Annotated in this window: 23 protein-coding genes; 7 read left to right on the top strand and 16 right to left on the bottom strand. The window is 39.6% G+C overall.

All coding sequences use genetic code 11. The features are described from left to right. Nucleotides 1-208 precede the first annotated feature (208 nt). Nucleotides 209-667 carry an RNA-binding protein gene (locus tag AAC000_RS05855; RefSeq protein ID WP_339720900.1) on the top strand — a complete coding sequence of 153 codons (459 nt, stop codon included), beginning with the start codon at nt 209-211 and terminating at the stop codon, nt 665-667. Nucleotides 668-737: 70 nt separating this feature from the next. Here AAC000_RS05855 and AAC000_RS05850 read toward each other — a convergent pair whose 3' ends face one another. Next, on the bottom strand, nt 738-2135 hold the full coding sequence (locus AAC000_RS05850) for a DUF5610 domain-containing protein (protein WP_339720898.1): 1398 nt from the start codon (nt 2133-2135) through the stop codon (nt 738-740). Nucleotides 2136-2310: 175 nt separating this feature from the next. Here AAC000_RS05850 and trmA point away from each other — a divergent pair, with 175 nt between their 5' ends. Next, the gene (gene trmA, locus AAC000_RS05845) at nt 2311-3411 is read left to right on the top strand and encodes a tRNA (uridine(54)-C5)-methyltransferase TrmA (RefSeq protein WP_339720896.1); all 1101 of its coding nucleotides are present in this window, start codon (nt 2311-2313) and stop codon (nt 3409-3411) included. Here the strand turns inward: trmA and fabR are convergent. Then, nucleotides 3408-4019: an HTH-type transcriptional repressor FabR gene (fabR, locus tag AAC000_RS05840; protein WP_339720927.1), complete on the bottom strand. Its 612-nt coding sequence runs from the start codon at nt 4017-4019 to the stop codon at nt 3408-3410. The genes trmA and fabR overlap by 4 nt on opposite strands. 167 nt (nt 4020-4186) lie before the next feature. Here fabR and AAC000_RS05835 point away from each other — a divergent pair, with 167 nt between their 5' ends. Then, nucleotides 4187-5323, top strand: a complete 1137-nt coding sequence (locus AAC000_RS05835; protein ID WP_339720895.1) for a fatty acid desaturase — start codon at nt 4187-4189, stop codon at nt 5321-5323. Between the two features lie 75 nt (nt 5324-5398). Further along, on the top strand, nt 5399-5983 hold the full coding sequence (locus AAC000_RS05830; protein ID WP_339720893.1) for a uracil-DNA glycosylase family protein: 585 nt from the start codon (nt 5399-5401) through the stop codon (nt 5981-5983). 128 nt (nt 5984-6111) lie between these two features. Here the strand turns inward: AAC000_RS05830 and AAC000_RS05825 are convergent, their stop codons facing one another. Next, entirely contained in the window at nt 6112-8343 is a 2232-nt protein-coding gene (locus AAC000_RS05825) for an EAL domain-containing protein (protein WP_339720891.1), read from the bottom strand. Nucleotides 8344-8562: 219 nt separating this feature from the next. Between AAC000_RS05825 and AAC000_RS05820 the strand changes: the two genes are divergently transcribed. Continuing rightward, a complete protein-coding gene (locus AAC000_RS05820) occupies nt 8563-9462 on the top strand; it encodes a TIGR03899 family protein (RefSeq protein ID WP_339720889.1) in 900 nt (299 codons plus the stop codon). 48 nt (nt 9463-9510) lie between these two features. Here the strand turns inward: AAC000_RS05820 and AAC000_RS05815 are convergent, their stop codons facing one another. The 9 genes from AAC000_RS05815 to pspA form a co-directional block, all read right to left on the bottom strand. Next, a complete protein-coding gene (locus tag AAC000_RS05815) occupies nt 9511-10260 on the bottom strand; it encodes a phosphoadenylyl-sulfate reductase (protein ID WP_339720925.1) in 750 nt (249 codons plus the stop codon). Next, nucleotides 10238-11968: an assimilatory sulfite reductase (NADPH) hemoprotein subunit gene (cysI, locus tag AAC000_RS05810; RefSeq protein ID WP_339720887.1), complete on the bottom strand. Its 1731-nt coding sequence runs from the start codon at nt 11966-11968 to the stop codon at nt 10238-10240. The genes AAC000_RS05815 and cysI overlap by 23 nt, the downstream gene beginning before the upstream one ends. Beyond that, entirely contained in the window at nt 11968-13776 is a 1809-nt protein-coding gene (locus AAC000_RS05805) for an assimilatory sulfite reductase (NADPH) flavoprotein subunit (RefSeq protein ID WP_339720886.1), read from the bottom strand. The genes cysI and AAC000_RS05805 overlap by 1 nt, the downstream gene beginning before the upstream one ends. A gap of 98 nt (nt 13777-13874) precedes the next feature. Further along, nucleotides 13875-14633 carry a TIGR04219 family outer membrane beta-barrel protein gene (locus AAC000_RS05800; RefSeq protein ID WP_339720885.1) on the bottom strand — a complete coding sequence of 253 codons (759 nt, stop codon included), beginning with the start codon at nt 14631-14633 and terminating at the stop codon, nt 13875-13877. A gap of 3 nt (nt 14634-14636) precedes the next feature. After that, complete coding sequence (locus AAC000_RS05795) at nt 14637-15629, bottom strand: DUF2333 family protein (RefSeq protein ID WP_339720884.1); 993 nt, start codon at nt 15627-15629, stop codon at nt 14637-14639. Between the two features lie 8 nt (nt 15630-15637). Beyond that, nucleotides 15638-16069: a copper chaperone PCu(A)C gene (locus AAC000_RS05790; RefSeq protein ID WP_339720883.1), complete on the bottom strand. Its 432-nt coding sequence runs from the start codon at nt 16067-16069 to the stop codon at nt 15638-15640. 101 nt (nt 16070-16170) lie between these two features. Beyond that, nucleotides 16171-16503, bottom strand: coding sequence for a hypothetical protein (locus AAC000_RS05785; RefSeq protein ID WP_339720881.1), 333 nt, complete (start codon nt 16501-16503; stop codon nt 16171-16173). 9 nt (nt 16504-16512) lie between these two features. Next, nucleotides 16513-16713: a PspC domain-containing protein gene (locus AAC000_RS05780; protein WP_339720880.1), complete on the bottom strand. Its 201-nt coding sequence runs from the start codon at nt 16711-16713 to the stop codon at nt 16513-16515. A gap of 76 nt (nt 16714-16789) precedes the next feature. Then, a complete protein-coding gene (pspA, locus tag AAC000_RS05775; RefSeq protein WP_339720923.1) occupies nt 16790-17449 on the bottom strand; it encodes a phage shock protein PspA in 660 nt (219 codons plus the stop codon). A 460-nt stretch (nt 17450-17909) separates the two neighbouring features. Between pspA and AAC000_RS05770 the strand changes: the two genes are divergently transcribed. Next, a complete protein-coding gene (locus tag AAC000_RS05770; RefSeq protein WP_339720878.1) occupies nt 17910-18113 on the top strand; it encodes a hypothetical protein in 204 nt (67 codons plus the stop codon). Between the two features lie 283 nt (nt 18114-18396). Here AAC000_RS05770 and AAC000_RS05765 read toward each other — a convergent pair whose 3' ends face one another. The 3 genes from AAC000_RS05765 to dusA all read right to left on the bottom strand — a co-directional run bounded on the left by AAC000_RS05765 (nt 18397) and on the right by dusA (nt 20069). Then, nucleotides 18397-18549 (bottom strand): hypothetical protein, encoded by a 153-nt coding sequence (locus tag AAC000_RS05765; protein WP_339720876.1) that lies wholly within the window; start codon nt 18547-18549, stop codon nt 18397-18399. Nucleotides 18550-18559: 10 nt separating this feature from the next. Then, entirely contained in the window at nt 18560-18835 is a 276-nt protein-coding gene (locus AAC000_RS05760) for a hypothetical protein (RefSeq protein WP_339720874.1), read from the bottom strand. A 211-nt stretch (nt 18836-19046) separates the two neighbouring features. Then, nucleotides 19047-20069, bottom strand: a complete 1023-nt coding sequence (gene dusA / locus AAC000_RS05755; protein WP_339720872.1) for a tRNA dihydrouridine(20/20a) synthase DusA — start codon at nt 20067-20069, stop codon at nt 19047-19049. Nucleotides 20070-20423: 354 nt separating this feature from the next. Between dusA and AAC000_RS05750 the strand changes: the two genes are divergently transcribed. Next, nucleotides 20424-22553 carry a tetratricopeptide repeat protein gene (locus AAC000_RS05750; RefSeq protein WP_339720870.1) on the top strand — a complete coding sequence of 710 codons (2130 nt, stop codon included), beginning with the start codon at nt 20424-20426 and terminating at the stop codon, nt 22551-22553. Nucleotides 22554-22614: 61 nt separating this feature from the next. On the opposite strand, the gene recQ is transcribed toward AAC000_RS05750, so the two are convergent. Continuing rightward, nucleotides 22615-24801, bottom strand: a complete 2187-nt coding sequence (gene recQ / locus AAC000_RS05745) for a DNA helicase RecQ (RefSeq protein ID WP_339720868.1) — start codon at nt 24799-24801, stop codon at nt 22615-22617. Nucleotides 24802-24872: the final 71 nt, after the last annotated feature.

Here is a 24872-nt window from a genome sequence, read left to right as displayed (position 1 = left end):
AGAACAGATTCCGATGCAACCCCTAATTTCAAATAAATGTTTGTTTGCTTAAAAAACGCTCACAATTAGCGAAATTACCGTGTTTTTTACTATATACAGTAAAAGGATGGCTGATACTGAGTGTAACTGTTTGCGAAAACCCTATAAATGGGTACCATAAGTGCGCTTTATATTCTTATAACCATAAAATCTTTTTAGGTAGAGTCACATGAATCCATCTTTTATTTTGAATATCTTTATCACAGTCATTTTCGCTATTGTTATATATGTCATCTTACCCATGGTAGCAGCGGATATCCCCAATCACTTAGCTGCAGCCCTAGGCATTTTAGTGGGTGGCTTAGTCGTCCCCGCGTTATTGAAAATGTTTCCATCATCTAACGCAACAGGTGAACAAGGCAATTCATCAGAAGTCTCCACACTCTATGTAGGAAACCTTCCCTATCGTGCAGATGAAGAAGCTGTTCAAGAACACTTTGAACAACAAGGCAATGTAGTTTCCGTGCGTTTGATGAAAGATCGCCGCACTGGTAAAAGGAAAGGGTACGGCTTTGTTGAAATGAACGCTAAGGGAGCAGATAAAGCAATCAAAAATCTAAATGACTCGACTTTCCAAGAACGTACTTTAAAAGTGCGTTTGGCAAAAGAGAAAGTTGAGGACGAATAGTTCCATACAATAAAAAGAAGGCCAGCATCAAGCTGGCCTTTTTTTTACTTAGCTAAATTGCAATCTAAGATTACCCCTCTGGTTGATAACCTTTAGGTAAATTGTTCACCAGCTTTTGATTAAATTCATTGAATCGATTAATAGCGGATATTAAATCTGGGGTAGCCACATCTTCACCTAATTTATTTATCAGTTCGTTGATCACATTTTCATAAGACTGACTATCTTCTAGATGAAGTCTTGACCCATCTAACACATTGAGCAGTTTATCAAGATAGTCAGCAATGGGTTTTACAGCTTTCGCTGGGTTACTATCTACACTATCTTCATCAAACCGAGACACAGTTTCGTAGGCTTTGATAACTTGTGTATTTTCTACCTTTGTTAACTGCAATGCAAAACTAGATAACTCTTGTTCATCAAAACCGAGCTCTAAGGCTTGGTTAAAAGCGGTCTCAATATCACCATTAAAAAACTCTTCAGCAAGTTCATTGGCATCAGAAACTAATTGACCAATAGCTTTGAGTTCGTCTTCATCTAACTCACCTTTAACTGAGAACGAAAAGGAGTTTTCTTGATAAAACACTGCGTTTTGTTCAATTACTGCAGTATTAGATTGTGGATCTTCTGCCTGCTCGGGATTCACATCAGATTCTTCTACAGGTCCCGTTGTTGGGTTCTCAGTTGTAGCGTTGGCATTTGACGCTTCATTAGTCTCGCCTGGTTCCGGCACAACAGTCTTATCAACTAACTCTGTTTCCTGTACTTTTTGCTCTACCTGTCGTTGACTTAACTCAAATTGCTCTAAGTCTGCAAACGTAATTTTAACTGTGTCGCCATCTCTGGTGCGAATACTCAGTTCACCAGACTCTTGTTTTGCATAAGAAACACTGGTGGAACTAACAGTAGACTGTGCAGACTTTTCCAAATCCAAAGCTTCAGGATTAAAAATATCTCGTTTAAGATTGGCAATACCTTCTTCTATTAAGCTTTTACTCTTACTAATGCCGTTAGCAATTTCTTCATTCAAAAAACCTGCTAAATCCTGTTCCGCTAGCTTAATGCCTCTTAATACCCCAGATGAAGCTTGTTCAAAGAGATCTTCGAGTTCACTGTCATCGGCCCCTCTATTTTGTGCATTCTTAATAGCACCACCCACGAAACTGAGCACATTTTTTGCAATTTCTTCAAAATCAAATAACGAGTCTTCAGACTCTTTAGATTCAGGAATAGAAAAATTAGGCTTATGCCTATCAACCTCTAGGGTATTGTTGAAAGAATTGGTATATATCTTTACACCCAAAGAGGTACTGGAACTATATTGATCCACTCTTTGTGCTACTTGGTTATTTTGTCCGCTGATAGCTTGCTTTAATCCAGCATCGCGGAGCTGATTCTTAACACTATTGTCGTTACCCAAATGTTGGGGTTTATCACCTAAGAAGGCTTTTAATTGACTAATATTCATGGCAGATACCTCACTATCCTTAACTTAGTATATCGGCCACTACCTTCACATTCTTTAGTTAAATTTGCACAAAAATTATACGGCCTAAGAATTTTACTTTTTTATAGATATTGCAGAATGAATAAAAACACTTTACCTTGCGCCTTTTTATCCCCCGAAAAGATTGAGGCAACACATGCGGCCAACTGAAATTCAAGCTGATAATTATGTTGAACAGCTGAAAAATAAAACAAACCTTATAAAAGAAAGTTTTGCTCAGCACCCTATGCCTCAATTGGAAGTGTTTGCATCCGAGCCATTGCATTATAGGTTAAGGGCCGAGTTTCGGCTCTGGCACGATGGCGATGACCTTCATCATGTCATGTTTGACCAAACTACAAAACAAAAGTACCAAGTCAATAACTTTCCTCCAGCCAGTCAGCTTATTAATGATGTGATGGTTGATTTGGTTTCATTACTGAAAGTAAACGACACGGCCCGAAGAAAACTGTTCCAAATTGACTACTTAGCCACACTAAGCGGGGAAATCATTGCCTCTTTGCTGTATCACAAAGCATTAGATGAACAATGGACTGCAGAAATGCAAAAAATTCGTTCTACATTAAGGCAAAAGTACAAAATAGATATTATTGGTCGAGCAAAGAAACAAAAAATTATACTAGATAAAGACTATGTCTCTGAAGAATTGACAATAAACCAACGTAACTTCGCCTTTAAACAAATTGAAAACAGCTTTACTCAACCTAATGCACGGGTCAACATCAAGATGATTGAGTGGGCTTTGGATATTACTAAAAATAGCCAAGGCGACTTACTTGAACTTTATTGTGGTTCGGGAAATTTTTCGGTGCCCTTAGCCCAAAATTTTGAAAAAGTTCTGGCAACTGAAATTTCTAAAACCTCTGTTGCAGCGGCGCAAGACAACATTGCATTTAATAACATAGACAACTTAAAAATCATTCGCATGTCGAGTGAAGAATTTGTTCAAGCCCAACAAGGCGTTCGTGAATTTCGGCGTTTAGAGGGCGTTAACTTAGCAGATTACCAGTGCAAAACAGTGTTAGTTGACCCCCCACGCGCCGGTTTAGATGACGGCACGGTCGAGATGATCAGTCAGTATGAAAATATAGTGTATATTTCATGCAATCCTGAAACACTTAAACTCAATCTAGACACCTTGTTACTGACACATACCATCACTCGATTTGCCTTATTTGATCAGTTTCCCTACACTCATCATGCTGAATGTGGGGTCTATTTACAAAAAAGCAGTTAGCCCGCAGTTTGTTCTGCTTTAGCTTGCAAAGCACCGTTAACAACAAATCTTAATTGTAGCTTTAGACGCTCAGCAACAATAACTTTTTGCTCATACGATGCATCAAGTGCTTCAGCTCCAGCACTAAAAACTAATTTCACCATTGCTTCAGCTTGTAGGTTGGCAATGTTATAGGGCAAACCGGTAGTAGAGATAGTGTAATCAGTGAGCTCTACATTAAAGTGTTTTATTTCTCGCAAAACGGCGGCTCTAAACGCCATTGATGTACCTGTGTGTTCTCGTAATAATAAACGGAAAACATTGTTATTAGCGGTAATAAATTCCATAAAGGTATCCACTGAGGTATTGATCACACCACCACCGGAAGCGATCCTCACTCTAGCTTGACGCATCAACTGACGCAAAGCTAAACCAGCTTCATCCACTAAGGTTAAGCCTAATTCATCTATATCTTTAAAATGTCGATAAAAAGAAGTGGGTGCGATACCCGCTGCTCGCGCAACCTCTCTAAGACTGATACTCGACAAACTTCGTTGTTCATCTAATAATAAAAATGCCGCTTCGATAATCGAACGGCGTGTACGTAGTTTTTGTTCTTGACGGTTCAATAGTGACAACCTGTTGTTGGTGACCGAGCCAATATTCATATAATTCTAACGTGAAAAAAGTAAAACACATACCGAAGAAATTTAACACTTTATACATATATGACTTGCGAAACGCTAAAGGCAACGTAAAATAGCGTACACATGTAAGCTGAATTTAATATTTTTAAATGAAAAAACCCCGCCTGATTCTTACCAATATATTGGTTTTTACTATTACTGGCTTTATAGCTGCAGTATTGGTACCTTTTGAAGCACTAACAAATGGCTTCGATGCCGTTGAAATTATTGCGTGTGTCTTTTTAATTTATTTTTCAGGCATGTCAATTACTGCCGGCTATCATCGACTATGGTCACACAAAGCATACCAAGCCAATATATTTGTAAGAACAGTTTTGGCTATTGGTGGAGCAATGTCACTGCAAAATAGTATTTTGCATTGGTGCTCCGATCATCGTATCCATCACAAACATGTAGACGATAATGACCAGGATCCTTATTCCGCCAAAAAAGGGTTTTGGTATTCTCATATTGGCTGGATGTTAAGGGAGTATCAAATCCACCGTTATGATGATTACAACAATTGCCGTGACTTACAAAAAGATCCCATAGTGATGTGGCAACATAAGCACTATTTAAAAATTATGCTTAGCGCAAACTTTGGCATCCCCCTATTACTCGGTTGGTTAAATGGCGATGTGTGGGGCATGTTGTTATTAGCTGGGGTATTTCGCCTAGTTGTGGTTCACCACGTTACGTTTTTTATTAACTCCCTAGCGCACATCTGGGGCAAGCAACCCTATACCGATAAAAATACTGCTAGAGATAACGATATCTTAGCATTTTTTACTTTTGGTGAGGGCTACCACAATTTCCACCATATATTTGAATATGACTACAGAAATGGTATTAAGTGGTGGCAATTTGATCCCACTAAATGGTTGATCAAAGGTTTATCTGTTATTGGCTGGACCAGTAATCTTAGACGCTGCCCCGAAGAAAGAATTGAAAAAGCGAAAGTGGCCATGCAACTCAAATTAGCCCAGGAAAAAGTATCTAAATTGCCCAATGCAGATGAAATATTAGCGAAAGTGCAATTTGAATATGAACTTTTAGCACAGCGCATGACCGATTATTACGCCGCAAAAAAACAACTGATGGAAATTAGAAAACAAAGCTTAAAGCGCAGCTATGAAAACCTTGAAGTACATTACAAATATAAAGAGTTAAAACAAAGTTTAGCCTTACAAAAACAAAAATGGTTGCAGCTCAATCAATTTGACTTTTTGCCCACCATGGCAAAATAACAGCTGGGAAAAATCAAATAGATAAGGTCTCTTTTGAGACCTTTTTTTTACAAGTAGAATCGAGTTGGGGATGCGATGACAGCTAAAATAGACATTGTCTCTAAAATTCACGATTGTACTGAATGTGCACATTCATTGCCTTTTCCACCTAATCCAGTATTACAACATTCAAATAATGCAAAGCTTATTCTGATTGGCCAAGCACCTGGCATTAAAGCCCACCAAACGAATACACCATGGAATGATGCCTCAGGCGTTAGATTACGAGAATGGCTAAACCTGCCTGAACATAGATTCTACGACAAAAATACCTTATCTATCGTACCCATGGGATTTTGTTACCCAGGAAAAGGTAAGTCTGGTGATTTACCACCTAGGAAGGAATGCGCACCCAAATGGCATCCGTTTCTAGTTCAACAGGATCCAAGCAAAATAATCCTTTTAGTCGGAAAGTACGCACAAGATTATTATTTAAGAGACAAAAAATCACTGACTGAACGGATTAAAAACTGGCGTAGCTACCAAGCTCAATTTCTACCTTTACCCCATCCTTCACCGAGGAATAATATCTGGTTGAAAAGAAATACCTGGTTTGAAAACGAAATATTGCCACAAATGCAAACAAAAATTAACGAAGTGTTGCTGAGGGAATCAACCTAATTCGGTTTTACAACACCTCTCGAAATGAATCAGAGTAAGTTAGAGATACAAATGTGGGGGATCACTCGTTTAAATTGATTCATCAAAGTGATGCTCTACATCAAAAGTGTTAATAAATACGCCTTGAGTTAATTGTCTTGTGTACCTAAAAATTCGACTAGTTGCTCATATGGCATAGGTTTCGCGAATAAATAACCTTGGGCTTCATCACAACCTAATTTCAACATATAACTTGCCTGCTCTCTTTTTTCAACACCTTCAGCTATCGTAGACAAACCAAGTTTATTGCCAAGGGTGACTATAGTTTCGGCAATAAATGCCGATTTACCTGGCTTTATCTCATTCACAAATGAGCGGTCCACTTTTAAACGATCAAGAGGCAATTGTTGTAGATAACTCATAGATGAGAAACCCGTACCAAAATCATCAATAGCGACTTTTACACCAAACAATTTTAATTCTTGTAAAGCTTCAATCACAATTTGGGGCTCATCCATTACCACACTTTCAGTAATCTCTAACTCAATTCTATCGGGCTGAATATCAAACTCCATGATGATATTTTTCACAGTTTCAATAAAACTTGGATCTCTAAATTGGGGCATAGAAATATTTACGGCCATGCGTAACCCAGTGTGACCTTGGTCAGTCAGCGCTCTTAACTTCCTACATGACTCTTCCAATACCCAAATCCCAATATCAATTATCAGGCCAGAATACTCAGCTAAAGGAACAAATACCGCAGGCGAAACAAACCCGCCGTCAGACGTGGGCCAGCGTAATAATGCTTCCATCCCTACTATTTGTTCAGTGACTAAGTCCACTTGAGGTTGATACCAAAGTTGTAACTTCTTAGCCTGGAAATCTCTGGTCAGTTGCCTGATCATATCTAAACGCCAAGTTGTTTCCTCTTCCATCTCTGGCGCGTAATATTCATAGTTTGTATTAAGATTTTTCTTGGCTTTATTTAATGCAATGTTGCTATGTTTGAGAATATTAATGCCGCTTTGTGGCTTTCCATCTAATCGACAAAAACCAAAACTAGCCGAAAGTGGTAAGGTATGTTCACCTGCTTTAAATGGCGCCACAAAAATTTCATTTAATGTTTGGGGATTAACAAAAAATTCGGCGCCAATTAGGCCAAAGACATCTGATCCAATTCGCCCTATTTTCACCTTGTCTAAAAATGTTTCTTGTATTCGATTGGTCACTGCAAGCAAAGTACTGTTACCGGCATCTTGGCCTAGCCCATCATTAATATCAGCAAAATGATTGATATCAATTAACCCCACAACTGAATTTTCAGATTTGCGTTTAGCAACAACACTATCATCCAACATATTGATAAATTCACTGCGATTAGGCAACTTAGTTAACCAATCTCTAAAGGCTGCTGTGCGGAGTTGATGGAATAAATTGACGTTTTCATAACCAATAGAAATACTAGATAAAAATACTTCGAGTAGTTGTTGGTCAATGGAATTAATTTCTTTGCCTATTTGTAAATAAACGGCAGCCTCGTAACCCGAGCTATTGAGATAGAGCACCGAAAATTCTTTCTCAAATATGTGTTCTTTCAGTTGTAAACAGCAAGTCACAAATTTTACAATGCGTGAATTGTGTAAACTGTCTAGTCTTTCATTGATATAGGAAGCAAATTCACCTGCCGCGCCTAATATATATACGCCATCATCTTCTTTATCTAATACCGAGCCCGCTTTAGCACAGACAACCCCACCCGCTTCCAAACCAATAAGTGAGCTAATTTGAGTGACTACACCTTCACAAAAACTCTTAACAGAATGTTCTTCCATTAGGTTTGCAGCAGAGACAATAATTTTTTGTAGGCCTAAACGACTTTGATTAATGGTCAATATTTGTTGATAAGAACGCAAAGAAGCAATAATGGTTGTCACCAATTTACTGCGGGTTAGCTCAGTTTTAGTTTTGTAGTCATTGATATCGTAATCTTTAATGACTTGTTCTTCGGGCGCATAGCCAGGCTGCCCTGTTCTTAAAATAATGCGTGGTTCCATAATCTTTAATTCTTCGCGCATTATTTTTGCTACATTTAGGCCTGCATCATCAGACTCCATCACCACATCGAGTAAAATAATGGCGATTGAAGATCCCATTTCTTCAATTATTTTTAATGCTTCAGTACCAGAATAAGCATGGATAAAATGCAAAGATTTATCGTTTACAACCAAATCTGACAGAGCAAGCCTAGTTACAGAATGTATTTCTTCATCATCGTCGACCACCAATACATTCCACACACCAGTAATCTCTGGTGTGAATGAATGGACATCTTCTGATAAGAAAATTAATTCATCATTGTCATATTTGCTTGAGCTCATTTACATTCCATAAGTTCGAGATCCTACTGCATGTAATAACCATGCCATAGGTTTGACATTCATTTACATTCAATTCAACAAAACACAAAGAAAAAGCTATGAGGGTATAAAATTACTTACCCGTATAATTAAAGTTAACATTTTTATTTGCTCATGTAACATGAATTAACGCAATATACAGAGCAACAATACAAAATTTATTGCAGTGATTTAAGTTTCATGAAAATAGAATCTCATTCTCCGCCCACTACAAACCCGTTAAAACCAATGCATTCACAAAAAGTAGATGCCAGTGTGGACTCAGCTAAGGGGCAATCAGAAAATAAGATAAATAGGCAATCTACTCAAAAACGTATCTTACATTGGTTTTCTCAAGCTGGCGTGCGTGAAGATACCCGCCCAATAACATCCACTAGCAGCAATGAAAAAATTAAACGTAAGAAAGAACTATTGGCTCAACGAAAATTAAAAAATCTAGAAAATATCCTAGCGAGAGCCTTGGATTTTTGTCTAGATGAAGGAAAAGAAGAAGACTTAGATCCTGATTGGTTTTTTAGTTTCGTAAAAATGGCGGAAGAGATTTTTTCTCCTGCCATGCAGGAACTATGGGGCAAGATATTTGCAGTCGAGACGGCAAGACCGGGTAGTTTTTCTTTAAAAACCTTAGGTATATTAAAGCAGCTCACTCAAAAAGATGCGCAAATTTTTCGTCATGCAGTCAATCTCACCAGCCGCCGTAAAGGTGAAGCGACGCCTAAACTTTTGCTTGGTTATTATCAAAAAACCAGTCTTTGGTCATTCTTCAGCTCCCACAAAGAACTTCAACTTAACTTGGCCACATTTGGCTTAGGGTACCCTGATATTTTGTCACTAATGGATTTAGGTTTAATTCACAATAGTGAAATTGAATCTGGCGAATTACCAACAGGGGTGACGGCAGAATGGCGTTGTGCAGGACAAACATTAAATTTAAATGCAAAACGCACCGGCACCACTTTGGTTTATTACAAATTTACCACTACAGGTGCTGAATTATGTAAATTAGTAACCCAAAAGCGACAAGATACTTACGTAAAGTCGCTCAGAATCACGCTAGGCAATGCGTTTGATATACTGTAGTTAATTCATAGTTGCTAGCGCAACAAATGAAATAGTGCTTGGAAAGCGCTAAATGCCATCGCCAAATTCATGCAGACCACATTCTCTTTTTAATCCAAAGAAACGAGTATCTTGTTCACTCATACCTTCTTCCAAAGAACGTGTACTGTGCCAATCACCAATAGACACATAGCCTTTTTCCCACAACGGGTGGTAAGGAAGATCATGTTCTTTTAAATACATGTGAACATCTTTGTTTGACCAATCAATAATAGGGTAAATCTTATATTGATTTTTCAACTGCTGCACAACAGGCAAGGTCTCTCGCATATCTGATTGACTGCGGCGTAAACCCGCAAACCAACTTTTAACTTGTAGTTCATCGAGCGCTTTTTGCATAGGCTCAACTTTATTCAAGGTATTGTATTTTTCTATGCCTTCTAATCCTTGCTCCCACAATTTCCCCATGCGCGCTTCTTGCCATGCAGATGACACATCAGCACGATAAACTTTCAGATTAAGCTTAAGGCGTGCTGTTAATTCATCCACAAACTGGTAGGTTTCAGCAAACAAATAGCCTGTATCAGTGAGCACCACAGGAATATCAGGATGCTGCTGGGTCACCATATGCAACATTACTGCAGCTTGTGCACCAAAACTTGATGACAACATAAAGTTCTGTGGCAGATTTTCTAAAGCCCAGGTCACTCGTTGTATAGCAGACTGTTTTTCTAAGCGACTATTGGTTTGCGCCAATTCGTCACCTGAAAGACTCAGTTTTACACTGCCTACAACCTTAGATTGAATAGCTTGGGTCATCATAGAAGTCCTTGGCTGAATCAATAACAGGTTTAATCACTTCAGCTCTAATAAGAAAATCACCAAAAGCTTCGCCGGCGTTACGCTCTTTTGACCAACGGCCAATTAAACTATCCAACTCACTCATGATTTCTTTTTCATCAATATTCTCACGATACATTCTAGGAATACGTGTACCTTGACGATCCCCCCCTAAATGGAAGTTGTATTTTCCTGGACCTTTACCAACCAAGCCAACTTCTGCCAGCATTGCACGGCCACAGCCATTTGGGCAACCGGTAACACGATAAATAATACTTTCATCGGGCATACCATGTTTTGCCAAAATCCCTTCAATTTGAGTTACTGCATCAGGTAAATAACGTTCTGCCTCTGCCATGGCTAATGGACAGGTGGGTAACGACACACAAGCCATTGAATCTTTACGTTGCAAACTGACTTCATCTGACATTAGTCCGTGTTCACGGGCTAGCTTTTCGATTTCAGCTTTCTGCTCTTTAGGTACACCCGCCACGATCAAATTCTGATTGGCAGTAAGACGAAAATCGCCACTATGAATTTTTGCAATTTCCGCACAGCCCGTTTTAAGGGTTTTGCCTGGATAATCCAAAATACGGCCATTTTCGATAAACAGAGTAAGATGATGTTTGCCATCGATACCTTCAACCCAACCTATACGATCACCTCGAGAAGTAAACTCATAAGGTCGACTTTCTGCAAAAGTAGCACCTGAGCGTTTTTCTACTTCTGCCTTAAAGTTTTCAACACCCACTCGTTCTAGTGTGTACTTAGTCTTGGCATTTTTACGATTTACACGATTACCCCAATCTCGCTGTGTGGTTACCACAGCTTCAGCAACAGCTAAAGTATGCGCTAAACTGATAAAACCAAAATCGTCGGCTTTACGTGGGAAAGTGGAAGTATCACCATGAGTCATGGCCAATCCACCACCTACTAATACATTAAAACCAACTAATTTTCCGTTTTCAGCGATAGCAACAAAATTCAAGTCATTAGCATGCACGTCAACATCATTTTGCGGCGGAATAACCACTGTTGTTTTAAATTTACGGGGTAAATAATGATTACCTAAAATAGGCTCATGATCTGTTGTTTCTGTTTTTTCACCATCCAACCAAATCTCTGCGTAGGCGCGTGTTTTAGGCAACAAATGTTCACTGATTTTTTTTGCCCACTCATAAGCGTCTTGATGTAACTCAGACTCTACAGGATTAGAAGTACACAACACGTTGCGATTAACATCACCTGCAGTGGCAATAGAATCAACACCCACTTGATTAAGCATTTGGTGCATAGGTTTAACGTTAGGCTTTAACACTCCATGAAACTGAAACGTTTGACGAGTTGTTAAACGAATACTGCCGTAAATGCTTTTTTCTTCTGCAAACTTATCAATGGCTAACCACTGCTCGGTAGTAATAATACCACCGGGCAAACGTGCTCTTAACATGACGTTTTGTAGAGGCTCTAATTTTTGTTTTGCGCGCTCTGCTCGAATATCGCGGTCGTCTTGCTGGTACATCCCGTGAAAACGAATCAGTTGGAAGTTATCACCAACAAATGCACCGGTTAAATCATCATGCAAATCTTCTGCAATGGTGCCACGTAAGAAATCACTTTGGCCTTTCAGGCGTTCGTTATCGGCTAACTTGCCTTCAACTACGAAATTTTTGTTGTCAGTACTCATTAATAAACGTCCTTCTGGTAACGTTTTGCACGGCGCAAGTCAGAAATATACTGTTCTGCTTGCTCTTCGCTTTTGGCACCATGTTCAATCACAATTTGCACTAAAGCGTCTTGTACATCTTTGGCCATATGGTTAGCGTCACCACATACATAAAGGTGGGCGCCCTGCTCAAGCCATTTGTATAACTCTGCACCTTGCTCAAGCATTCGATGCTGCACATACACTTTTTGTTCTTGATCTCTGGAAAATGCCAAGCTGACTTTATTAACGACACCGTCTTTAACAAAACGTTGCCACTCTGTTTGATACAAGAAATCCTGAGTATAATTGGGATTGCCAAAGAACAACCAATTCTCACCACTTGACTCTTCCGCTTCACGTTGTTGCATAAACGCTCTGAAGGGCGCTATTCCTGTACCTGGACCTATCATAATAACAGGGGTATTGCCGTCATCGGGTAACCGGAAATTGTCATTTGTTTCAACAAATACATTTACTTCACCACCTTCATCTAGTCGTGTAGACAAAAAGCTCGAAGCACCACCTTGGTGGGCATGACCATGGGCCTCGTATTCAACTAAGGCAACGGTAAGGTGCACTTCATCTTCTACTTCAGCTTGGCTAGAAGCGATGGAGTAGAGTCGTGGAGTCATGCCTCGCAATGTGTCAACCAGCTCTTGTGCAGTTAACTTTGCAGGAAAATGACGAATGATATCGATGATTTGGCGCTCTGCTAAAAACTCTCGCAATACCGACTTATCATCTAATAACGCATTAAGTTCGACACTTTTGGCGTATTCTGCATACTTGCTGACAAAAGTGGGATAACTTTGAGTTAGCTCTAATTGATTCACCAAAACATCATTAAGACTGTATTCATCACCTGACCAGTTAACCAAGGTATCAGCTTTTAAATCAAGGGCAGCGATTAACTCAGCCACTAGGGTTTCATCATTTTTAAACCACACACCTAATGCATCACCTGGTCGATATTGAATACCTGAATCTTCAAGGGATATTTCAATATGACGGATATCCTTCACTGAATCTCGACCTGTTATCTTCTGACTTTCAAGTAAGGTTGCAGTATAAGGCGATTTTTTAGTGTATTGATTGGCAACGGCAGCATTAGAATTCATCGTTAACGATGGCGCAACAGAGCGAGCACTCTTCGCACTTAACTCGTCTTTCACTTGGTGAGTGACAGTGTCAAACCAAGCCGTAGCAGCGGCGTCATAATCTACATCACAGTCAACACGATCTGTAATGCGAGTTGCTCCGAGATCCTGTAAACGTTTGTCGAAATCTTTGGCTGTTTGGCAGAAATATTCGTAGCTTGTATCGCCTAATCCTAAAACAGCAAACTTTAACTCATTAAGTTTAGGCGCTTTTTTGCCACCTAAAAAGCTGTGCAGTGCAACAGCATCATCAGGCGCTTCGCCTTCGCCATGGGTACTGACAATAACGACAAGATGACTTTCAGTCTTCAATTGCTTCTGCTTATAATCAGCCATACTGGCGATTTTAGCGGGAACATTAAGCGCATCTAATTTGGCTTTATATTCCTGAGCAACGGATTTAGCGTTACCGGTTTGCGAACCATATAAAATAGTCAAAAACTTTGCTGGTCCACTATCGGGTTGTGATAACACTGTAGATTGGCCATTTTGCGCCAAACCAGCCAGATAACCACTTAACCAAGTCAGTTGTTGTGGATTGAGAGTGGCCGTAGCCTGATTTATTTGAGACCACTGGTTTTCATTTAAACCTGCGGCAAGCCCATTGGCTTGATTTATTACTGAAGACATAGAATCGCTAACCGTTATTAATACAACTATAGGTTAGCGATATAAGGACATAACCGGAAAGAATAAAAACTAATTTTTTATAACCAAATCAGATGAAATTAAAAATGCACCTCTAAACCAGCGTATACGCCTTTAAATTCAAGGTTAGAGTAAATATCATCTAAGTCATCCAACTCTAACTGAACAGCCCGATAACCTAATTGAAAAGTGACATCTAACGCCAAATTTTCCATCAAGCTATAAGTCAAGGCTGCTTGGTAATCTGACAAGGTGTGATCATCAATATTTAAGAAACTGCCTTCTGCAAAAGCACCAAAGCCACTAAAGGGAATGCCTATTGCCAACCGCGAATAAAGCATTGGAACAGGCCCAGAAAACGCTTCTCTAGACGTAGAAGAAGGATTATCTTTTTCAGTAACTAAAAGTTCTCCATCAATTTGTTTTGCATTAATGCCTACATCAAAACTAATTAAATCATTATCAAACAACTCGTAGTACAAAATAAAATCTGTAGTTGTTAATTGCACATCGGCGAGCACATCAGTGTTATCAGCATAAATTTCACCACCAAAGGTATATTGGGAATTTAATGTTGTTTCACCTGAGGTGTCCATTAAGGTTCGTTGTATCTTTATATTGGGAATTAAAGGAACCGGATGTTCAAAGGCTACATAAATGTTCGAATTGGTTTGATCTTCAAAATTAAAATCCGCATTGGTGCCATCACTTGAAAAACCACCTGTGGTTTGCATATTCCACCCCTGCGCCCCCGCATAGAGGCCAAGCAAGGTATCAGCTTGTGCAGTAGCACTGGCACCCGAGACAATTAAGCCTAACGTTAGGACTGTCTTTTTCATAATTTAACCTTGATTCAATAGTTCGCTTAGCTCAATTAGAGCAGCATTTGCCCGAGAAATATAGTTCGCCATAACTAATGAATGATTAGCTAAGGTACCAAAACCACTGCCGTTTAATATCATTGGACTCCAAAGAGACTCTTGTGTGGCTTCTAGCTCTCGAATAATTTGTTGTAGACTCACTGCAGCGTTTTTCTTCTCGAGAACTTCAGCAAAATCCACCTCTACTGCCTTTAAAAAATGTATCAATGCCCAACTTGCCCCTCTGGCTTCATAAAAGTTATCATCTAACTTCCACCAGCTGGTTTTTTCAGCCAACCTATTCGCCGTAGGGGTAGATTGCATAGCTTGAGCATCACCCGCTAAATTTGTATCAAGACGTTCTTGACCGACACTGGCACTCAAACGTTGTGAGAAACTGCCCAAGCGTTTTTCTATCTGTTTAAGCCAATCTCTCAAATTATCTGCCCGGGCATAAAACTGGCCCTGTTTTTGGCGACTGTCAGCAAGGCTACTTCTGTAGGCATATAAATTATCAATGCCTTCTTGATATTTTGATTCTGCTGATGGCAACATCCAGCTTAAACTATCTATATTAAATTGCGGTTGGGCTTTAGTTAGAAAGGGATTTTCTAAGGATTGACTTTGTGAGCGACTAAAATCCTGACGCATGGCTAAGGCCAAATCGCGGGTCATTTCTAAGGCACCAAATTCCCAACTAGGCATATTGTCCATCATGACACTTGGTGGCAAGACATCATTTGACAAATAGCCTCCAGGTTTATTTAACAAGGTTTCACTGACTTTTATCAAACTCGTAGTGATAGTGTAACCTGCAACAACCGTTTCATTTTTCTGACTTGCTTGTTGTTGCGCCACAAGTTCAGGTTCAAATAATTCAGGCTCGAAACTCCAATATACTGACACTATCCATAATAAGAAAATAACAAGTGCAAACATGCTTAATAGCCATTTGGGGGTAAGATACTGTTTCATATTTTCTCCTAATGATGTTTATGTACAGAAGGCTGAGTGACATTAGCCGTGATAATAATGGACTCCCCCGCTTTGGTCAGCAATGTAATAGTAACAGACTGATCTTGATGCAAAGGCTGTTTCAATCCAAACAGCATAATATGCAGACCTCCAGGAGAAAACTGCACACTTTCACCGGGCTGAATAATCACCTCTGACTGTTGTTGCATACTCATCATATCATTCACCATAATATGATTATGTATTTCTGCTTTAGCGGCGAAGTCTGCAGAAGCCGCTATCAAAATTTGTTTTGTATCGGAACGGTTCTCAATTGAAAAATAAGCCGCGGTATTTGGCACTCCAGGGGGCAGTAATCTGACGGTTGCGTTTGTTACTATTACCTCAGCGAAAAGGGAACCCGTTACTACACTACTCAGCAATACAATCAATCGAAGCATAAACCACCTAAAGATAATAAATATGCTTTCAATTATTCAGTAATTCTATTTAACATGCCAACCATTAAACACAAAAGTTTGACCTAGGTCTTATGTTAATTTCAGTAGGCGGGAGTTTGTTTGTCTCTCACTAAAAGAAAAATCACTAAGGTAAATAAGATAACCGGCCAAAACACGCTTAATCCAGCAACAAACAATCCAATAACTGCTGCAATTAAGGCAAAAATAATCGCGGCAAAAATACTAAATGCGATAATAAAACCCACTACTACTAATATTGCGACTATAGCTGTCACTGCAAGAATTGAGGTTATCGGCTCAAAATCATATTCGGCAAAAGAAAAATGTAAATCCAGCCACTGGGTTGCTAGGTGACCCAAACTATAGGTCAACACTATCGCTATCAATACCGCCAGAACGATGTTTTTAAACATACCCTACTCCTATCTGTTAGGGATCAAGACTGTAGCAGTGATGTAGGCAATCGCAGTAACCATTGGCAATGTTATTAAACAGACCACAGCCACTATACGAACTAACAATCTAGGCACACTCCAATGTTTAGCTAAACCAGCACATACGCCCGACACTTTACGATGTACTGAATCTTTATATAATCTGTTAACTTCATAATAACGCTTCATTTTTTACTCCTTTGTCTTTAAGTTTTGGCTGTTAGTGGCAACGATTGATTGCCACTAACACATTGTTCAATCAAAACTAAGCCACCTTTTTACGTAAAGCTTCTAACTCTTGCTCAATTTGGCTCTCAGCTTCAAGTTGATTGAACTGTGCATCTAAGCCTTGTGATTCATTGACTAAGTCGTAGGCCTCTACTTGTGACTCTAGGTCATCAATGCGACGTTCATATTGTTCAAAACGAATAATCGCATCATCAACCTTGACTGAATGCGCTTTATTTTTAGCTGTCATTCTTACTGCTACCGAACGCTCTCTCACAATCAGAGACTTTTGCTTAGCACGCGCCTCCACTAGTTTGTCTTGCAATTTCCCCATATCAGCTTGCAATTTAGACAGCGATTCTTCTACTACGTTTTGCTCCTCGGCTAAAACAGTCAGTTTTTGCTGACAAAGATGCTTTTCACCTAATGCTGCTCGAGCCAAATCTTCACGATCTTTCTCTACTGCTAAAGTTGCCTTTGCCTGCCATGAATTGATTTGTTGTTGCAGTTTATCTTCCTGGCGTTGCACCTGTTTTTTCTCAGCTAAGTTAGTCGCTGCTACAGAGCGCAATTCCACCAAGGTTTCTTCCATTTCTTGGATAAGTAATTTAATTACTTTGGATGGATCTTCCGCCTTATCTAAGATGGCGTTGATATTGGCTTGTACTATGTCTGACATTCTCGTAAACATACCCATTTCTATTTCTCCAATCATATTAATCAGTTTTACTGCTGGGCCATTCCAGCACTACTCAATCTATTACAAGTGTTGTGCCAATTTAACAAATAGGAATAAATAATTGATTTATATGGATTTTTATTCAGATATTGGAAGTAGGCTTTAATCTGTTTGTTGCGCTAACCTAACAATTTAGTCAAATCGACTAAATTGTTAGTGAAAATCACAAAGGATATTTTCTAGACTTCCTATGTGTAAATTTCACTCTAAAGGCCATCAAAGGATCTTCGTTATTTGGGCTAAGTGACAGAAAAAATTTGAGCTCCAATTTGATGAGAGCGAGATGACATTGATTACCTGTATTAGGCCACCAAAAATGTTAACAGTATGTAACTAGATACTAAAAACAAGGAACTAATATGCTATAAATGCGTCAAATAAATTCCTGAGATGCGGTTTAGGTGTAGAGGTAATTGTTATGACCGGTAAACGTTTTTTAACTTTTCTTGCCCATAGAGGTATTCCCGCCAGTTGTTTTGCCCAACGTTTGGGATGTCGTTTATCATCCATTAAAAAGCTTCAATCATGTGACAAAGTTCCCCGTCACTATATTAATATGTTGATCAGAGAATTTGGTGTGTATTTGAATGGTCGCGATTTAGATTTGTTAACCAACACCTAAATTTCCTTGCCGCAGTGATGGGAACTGTCAGGCTATGATTAAGCCGCCTACCTTTCAAGATGCACAATTAAGCTCATAAGGTTTTTTATTACTTTTGTTGAGATTTTGCTTTGAAAGTCATTAATTCAAATGAACACTCGTTCAATAATGACCATTGTATTATTGACATACAAAACAGTTCAGTAAGCTAACAAAGATCTAAGATTTATTTTTTGCGTTGAGAGATTAAGACTATTGGACTGGAAAGTTTGCTAAGGTCATAAAAAAACGGTCAATACTACTATTAGAGACCGTTTCTAAAACTAAGGATGCTGTTACATTTAGTTTGCGCTGAATTTTTGCGTAGACACTCAACAAAACTAAAAATTACCGCTCCTGCCACGTAGGCAATGACTGGCGTCAACAACATGATAAATAAAGATATTTGATTAAACATAGTCAATTCCTTATTCAGCTTGTGATTGAGTTGCCTCTACATTTTTAAGATCAGTGATGGTAACTTTAGCGGCATAATTCTTTTCTTCATTAAAACTAACGTTGTTAGCAACAGTCAATACAGCTGAACGTACGTTGTTTTTCACTTCTTGCTGTGCCACTTGCATCGCTTGATTTACCATGCTGCTTACGTATTGTTCTAACGAAACGTTTTCGGCTTGAGCTGTAGAAGCAAAAGCTAAAGTAGAAGTCAGTGCGATGGCAGCAATTTTAGATTTAGTAAACATGATAATTTCCTTTTGGTTTAGTGTGTTAATAACTGTTTTAAATCAGTTATTGTATAAGTCGCATTATCCTTTGCGATAGTTGTGCCAATCATGAAATTAATTTTATCTATTTGATTTATATAAAATTTTATTTTTATACTCGACATTTTAGCTATGCCGAAATAATGTACGATCCTAAAATATGGTTTTTTTTACCATTGCTTTGGTCAATTTAACCAATTACTTCAGTTTGAAATTGTTTAGCTTTAAATTGCGCCTCTAACAATACATCCAAGGCATCAGTTAATAGCTCAACACCTGCATTAGCTTTGGTGCCATTTTGACTCAAGTATCTGCGCCAAATACGCCCACCAGCTTGTCCTTGAAACAAGCCCAACATATGTCTTGCGATATTCCACGGCCGAGCGCCTAAAGCAATTTGCTGCTCTACATAGGGCAACATGGCCATCACCACTTCAGCTCTAGTTTTACAGACTTTGCCAACAGTGTTGCCTTGATAAAATCGCGCGTCCACTTCAGCTAAAATAAAAGGATTACTGTAAACCTCTCGGCCGATCATCACACCGTCTAAATGATTTAAGTGAAGCGCTACATCATCCAAGGTTTTGACACCACCGTTTAGACTGATGTGTAAATCTGCGAACTGTTGCTTTAATTGATAAACGCGGTCATACATCAATGGCGGAACATCACGATTCTGCTTAGGACTTAAACCTTTTAACCATGCTTTTCGGGCATGCACAATAAAAGTATCGCACCCCGAAGCCGCAACAACCTCAATAAAGCGTGTTAAATCTTGGTACTCATCCATATCGTCAATGCCGATACGGGACTTAACGGTAACAGGGATATCAACCTCAGCCTGCATACTCTTTATACATGCTGCCACGACTTCAGGTTCAGCCATTAAACACGCACCAAACCTGCCATTTTGTACCCGATCAGAAGGACAACCCACATTAATATTCACTTCATCATAACCGTACTTTTGCGCCTCTGCTGCACAGCGCGCCATATCAGCTGGATCAGAACCTCCCAATTGCAAAGCTACAGGATGTTCTTCTTGGTTATAAGCAAGATAATCACCTTTGCCAAAAATGATGGCGCCAGTGGTCACCATTTCAGTATACAAAAGTGCGTGTTGTGAAATTTGTCTTAGAAAATATCGACAATGTTTGTCGGTCCAATCCAACATTGGCGCAACAGAAATAGTGCGATTGATGGGTTCACTCATAGATTGCCTCGCCATTGGAAAATTAGGGCGCGCATTTTAGCTGATTTCGCCGGTCAGCACTAGTGAAGCTTATTTAGGCTAAAGAGATCTTATCAAAGCTAGTGATTCAGCCATCTGATTAACAAAATCAATTCTAAGTAAAAGTCATTATTAGTCGCTCCCTTGTTTATTGAAATTATTGTAAAAATACTCTATGCGCACATGATTATTTTATCGTTATTTTTCCTTAAGCAAACATTCACATTAACGATAACCGGTGATATAACAAACACTAACACTTTAAGAGTGCGGCCATGCTGTTGCGGTTGCGAGCAATGTGAAATGAAATCACGATAAATATAAGCACGGGACAACATGTCATTTTTCAAGGAACTTAAACGCCGCAATGTAGTAAAAGTCTCAAGTGTGTATCTGGTCACTGCTTGGCTGGTGATACAAATCATTTCCGTTATTTCCCCTTATCTGCAGTTACCTACACTGTTTGGCACCATTGTTACTGTGGTGCTAATAATAGGTTTTCCTATTGCCTGTATTTTTGCTTGGGCATTTGAATTGACCCCAGAGGGTATTCGTCCCACCAGCGAAGTCGAGCAAAGCACTTCCATCACCAACCAAACAGGGCGAAAAATTAATCTGTGGTTAGTGAGTGTGGTGGTGTTATTACTTGTTTATCTTGCTGTCGATAAATTGTGGTTATCTTCTCCAGCCACACCAGTAGTGCCGGAAGCTGAATTAGTTACTCCCCAAAACCAAACCAAAGTGCTGGCAGTATTGCCATTTTTAAACCTGAGTAATGATCCCGAGCAAGACATCTTTGTTGACGGCCTGACCGAAGAACTACTCAATACACTGGTGCGTATTCGTGATTTAAAAGTACTGGGGCGTACCACCAGTTTTGCCTATAAAAATGTGCAAAAAGATTTAACCGTGATTGCTGCTGAGCTCAAAGCTGATTATTTGATTGAGGGTAGCGTGCGTAAAAGTCAGAACAATTTGCGCATTACTGTACAACTAATTGATGCTCAATCGGGGGCGCACCTTTTCTCAGATACCTTTGATCGTAAACTCGAAGATGTGTTTGTATTGCAAGAAGAAGTCAGTGATCAGGTGGCCTCGGCGCTTAAACTCAAACTTATCCATCAGGATGACCGCTATGCAGCGGCTCTTGATAAACTGGATTATAAAGCCGTTGAACAATTGGTTATCGCCCGTGCTCTAGCAAACCGTAAAACAACCGCGGATATTAATCAGGCCAAACTGATCTTAAATACCTTGCTTGAACAGTACCCTGATACATCAGCCATTTTGGGCCTAGCCGCCTATGTGGGAGTTGTTGATGTGTCTAATACGGAAAATGATGATGTGACTGATGTGCAGATTTTTGGCTTTGCTGAGCAAGCTTTAGCGCTCGACTCTTTAAACCGCGATGCGATTTACTCCTTGGCAGTAAGCTACGACGATTATGCCCAACTAACCGATAAAGCCGTGCAACTTTACCAAAAGGCGATTCGGGCCTACCCCTTTGATTATGATTTTCAGTTTCAGTATTTTACTACTCTTGCAAGTCGTTATGCACCTTGCGAAGATATTGCAAAATTTGTCGATAGTATTGCCCCTGCAGCGCTAGAGTTAGTCTACAAAAACCGCCTGCAATATTTTGTGCTAGATTGTTTGTCACCTGCAGACGCGCAAGATTTTAAACAAAATGCCACAACAGAAGACGTATCTCGTTACGTCTCATACATAAACCCTGAGCTAGGCTTATTGACCGCGCAACGCTTTCATGAAGAGAACCCCAACCAACGCAACACTCATAACTATTTTTATTACTTAAACAAACTAGGCCTACACCAGCGCGCCCAAACATTGTTAGACAATATCGATATGACCAGTAACGGATACTGGGGGACTTTTAGTTATACCGCGGCTTATATTAATGGTTACTCTTTGCCCAACAAATCATTTGATGAGTTATGGAATGCACTGGTACCCAATCAATATTTCAACATTTTTTCAGAAGACGCCATGGTATTAATCGATATTGCCCGAAAGAGTGAACAGCTTGGTGAGTTAAGAAAACGCGTCAAGCAATTGATCCCGCCTACGCCCTCAATTGAGCAATTAAATGTTACAGTTTCGTACATTAGCGTATTACGCAAACTGGGCGACACAAATCAAGCAAAAAAATTAGCAGAGCAAATGTTACTGCTGTTGGAACAATATAAATTAGACCACCGTGCATCTTATGATTTTTACCAATACATGGCTGCATTTGAATTTGCCTTGTCTATTCATGCTGGGCAATACGAGCAGGCACAAAGCTTATTGCAACAACTGCCAGAAAATTCTGGTATTGGATTGTGGGGCCTAGAAGAAGTGCGCTATGAGTTTAATGATATAAGTGATAAACCGGTTATTCAGGCTCTGCAGAGTAAAATTGACAGCGAGCGTCAACGCTTACGCAAAAAGTATGAATTTGAGTAAGGCTTAGATATTTTCGGGTTGTAAGCGCTCGATCGCGCTGCTTAGGCAGTCAGAAAACTCATTATTCAGCCAACTGACTAACATAATATATCCTAAGTAAATGTAACTGGTCATAACCCACTTGTTCATTCAGCGCGTCATATACAGGCTTTAAACGTTCATGGGAATGCTCTGCAAATGCAGCTAAAGCCAAATCAATCTCGCCTTGGTTCAAAGCTGATTGCTCTAATAGTTGATTGGGTTTTGCAATCTTATGCCCATCCTGAACGTAACGGTATAAATGATTAAGGATAGTGCCGTCTTTTACCTTAAATTGTGTCGCCAAAGATGAAATAGATTGGCCTTGTTGATAAGCACTGACTATTTCAGCACTGCGACTATTAGAATGAGTTGCACTACTTTTACTCACAGTTGTTTTGCTGGCAGTTTGAGTATTAGCGACTTCCTGAATATCATTTTTCTGGCAGAACTCACTGATAAGTTCGAGGAAATGCTGACCATATTTATCTAACTTGGCTTGCCCTACGCCATGGATACGCAACAGGCTTTCTTGAGAATGAGGAAAATAATAAGCCATTTCGTTCAGAGTACGATCCGAGAAAATAGCATACGGAGGTAAGTTTGCCGCATCGGCTAACCGCTTGCGATCGGCTTTTAATATTGCAATTAATTTTTGATCACCTGGGTTGGCGATTGCTTTAGAAGCATGACTGCTTGCCGCAACAGGTTGTTGCAACAACGCAAAAAATGGCACCTTACCTTTTAATACATCTGCAGCTTTTTGGGTGAGTTTTAAGCCGCCAAATTGTTCTTCTTGGTTAAGCAACCCTTTTTGAATGAGTTGCCGTGCCAGCGCCATCCACTGCTTTTTAGTAAACTCATTGCCGATGTTGTAGGTTGAAAGCAAGTTATGCTGGTTTTGCAATACTTTCTCAGCGCTAGAGCCGCGCAATACATCAATAATATGACTAGCACCAAACCTTTGACCGGTGCGATGCACGCAGGACAAGAACTTTTGAGCAGGTACGGTTAAATCAGATTTTTCTTTGCTTTCATTGGTGCAGTTATCACAATTAGCGCAATTTTCTTTAGTCGATTTTTCCCCAAAGTAGGCGAGTAGAGGCGTACGTCTACAATCTTCGGCTTCAGCCAACGCTAACATTTGATTGAGGTGCATATTTGCCAAACGTTGTTCTTGTTCGTTACTCATTTGCTCAATAAAGAAACGAATTTTTCCTGTGTCACCGTAGCCAAATAATAATAAACACTCAGCGTCTAAACCATCACGACCAGCACGACCAATTTGTTGGTAATAGCCTTCAATATTTTGGGGTAAGTCGTAATGCAATACAAAACGCACATCGGGTTTATTAATGCCCATCCCAAAGGCAATGGTGGCAACTATGATGTGCACATCATCACGAATAAAACGTTCCTGATAATCGTTGCGTTTAATACTGTTCAGTCCTGCATGATAAGGCAGCACTGAGAATCCATCTTGTTGCAGTTTAGCGGTGAGTTCATCCACTCCTTTACGAGATTGACAATAAATGATCCCTGACTGTTGCGGGTGTTGTTCAACAAAACTTTTACATTGTAGATAAGGGTTGTCTTTAGGGATCACACTGATAAACAGATTCGGGCGATCAAAACTGGAAATATATTCACTACTGTCTTTGATATTGAGCTGCTGCTTAATATCCTCGCGCACTCTGGGTGTTGCTGTTGCAGTTAAAGCGATACAGACCGCATTTGGAAAACGCTCAATAAGACGATTAAGCTGACGATATTCGGGCCGGAAGTCATGGCCCCACTCTGAAATACAATGGGCTTCGTCTATGGCAATACAAGCTACATTACAATTTGTCAGTAGCTCTAAAATATTTGCTTGCAGCGCAGTTTCTGGGGCCAGAAACAATAACTTAATTTGTTGCTGTTTGATGGCATCCAAGTTTTCTTGGTAATCAGAGTCCGACAGCGAACTATTCAGAACACAGGCGGGTATAGCGAGTTCATTAAGTTGCCTGACTTGGTCTTGCATCAAAGATATAAGTGGCGAAATAACTATGCTCAATCCTTCAAACACCACTCCTGGTATTTGATAACACAGGGACTTACCACCACCAGTAGGCATAATAGCCAAAGTATTCTGATGATCTAAAACGTTATTAATAATCCCTTGTTGAGATTCGCGAAACGCTTCAAAACCAAATACATCTTTGAGCACAGTGTTTGCTTGGCTGAGCACTTATTCTCGTCCTTATTTGTACATTAATTACTATTTACCTTATTTACTGATTATAACCTTCTAGGCTTGTG

This window comes from uncultured Paraglaciecola sp. (genome assembly GCF_963977085.1).
GTDB lineage: Bacteria > Pseudomonadota > Gammaproteobacteria > Enterobacterales > Alteromonadaceae > Paraglaciecola.
The sequence above is the reverse complement of the archived record's forward strand: the minus strand, read 5'-3'. Positions and strand labels throughout refer to the sequence as shown.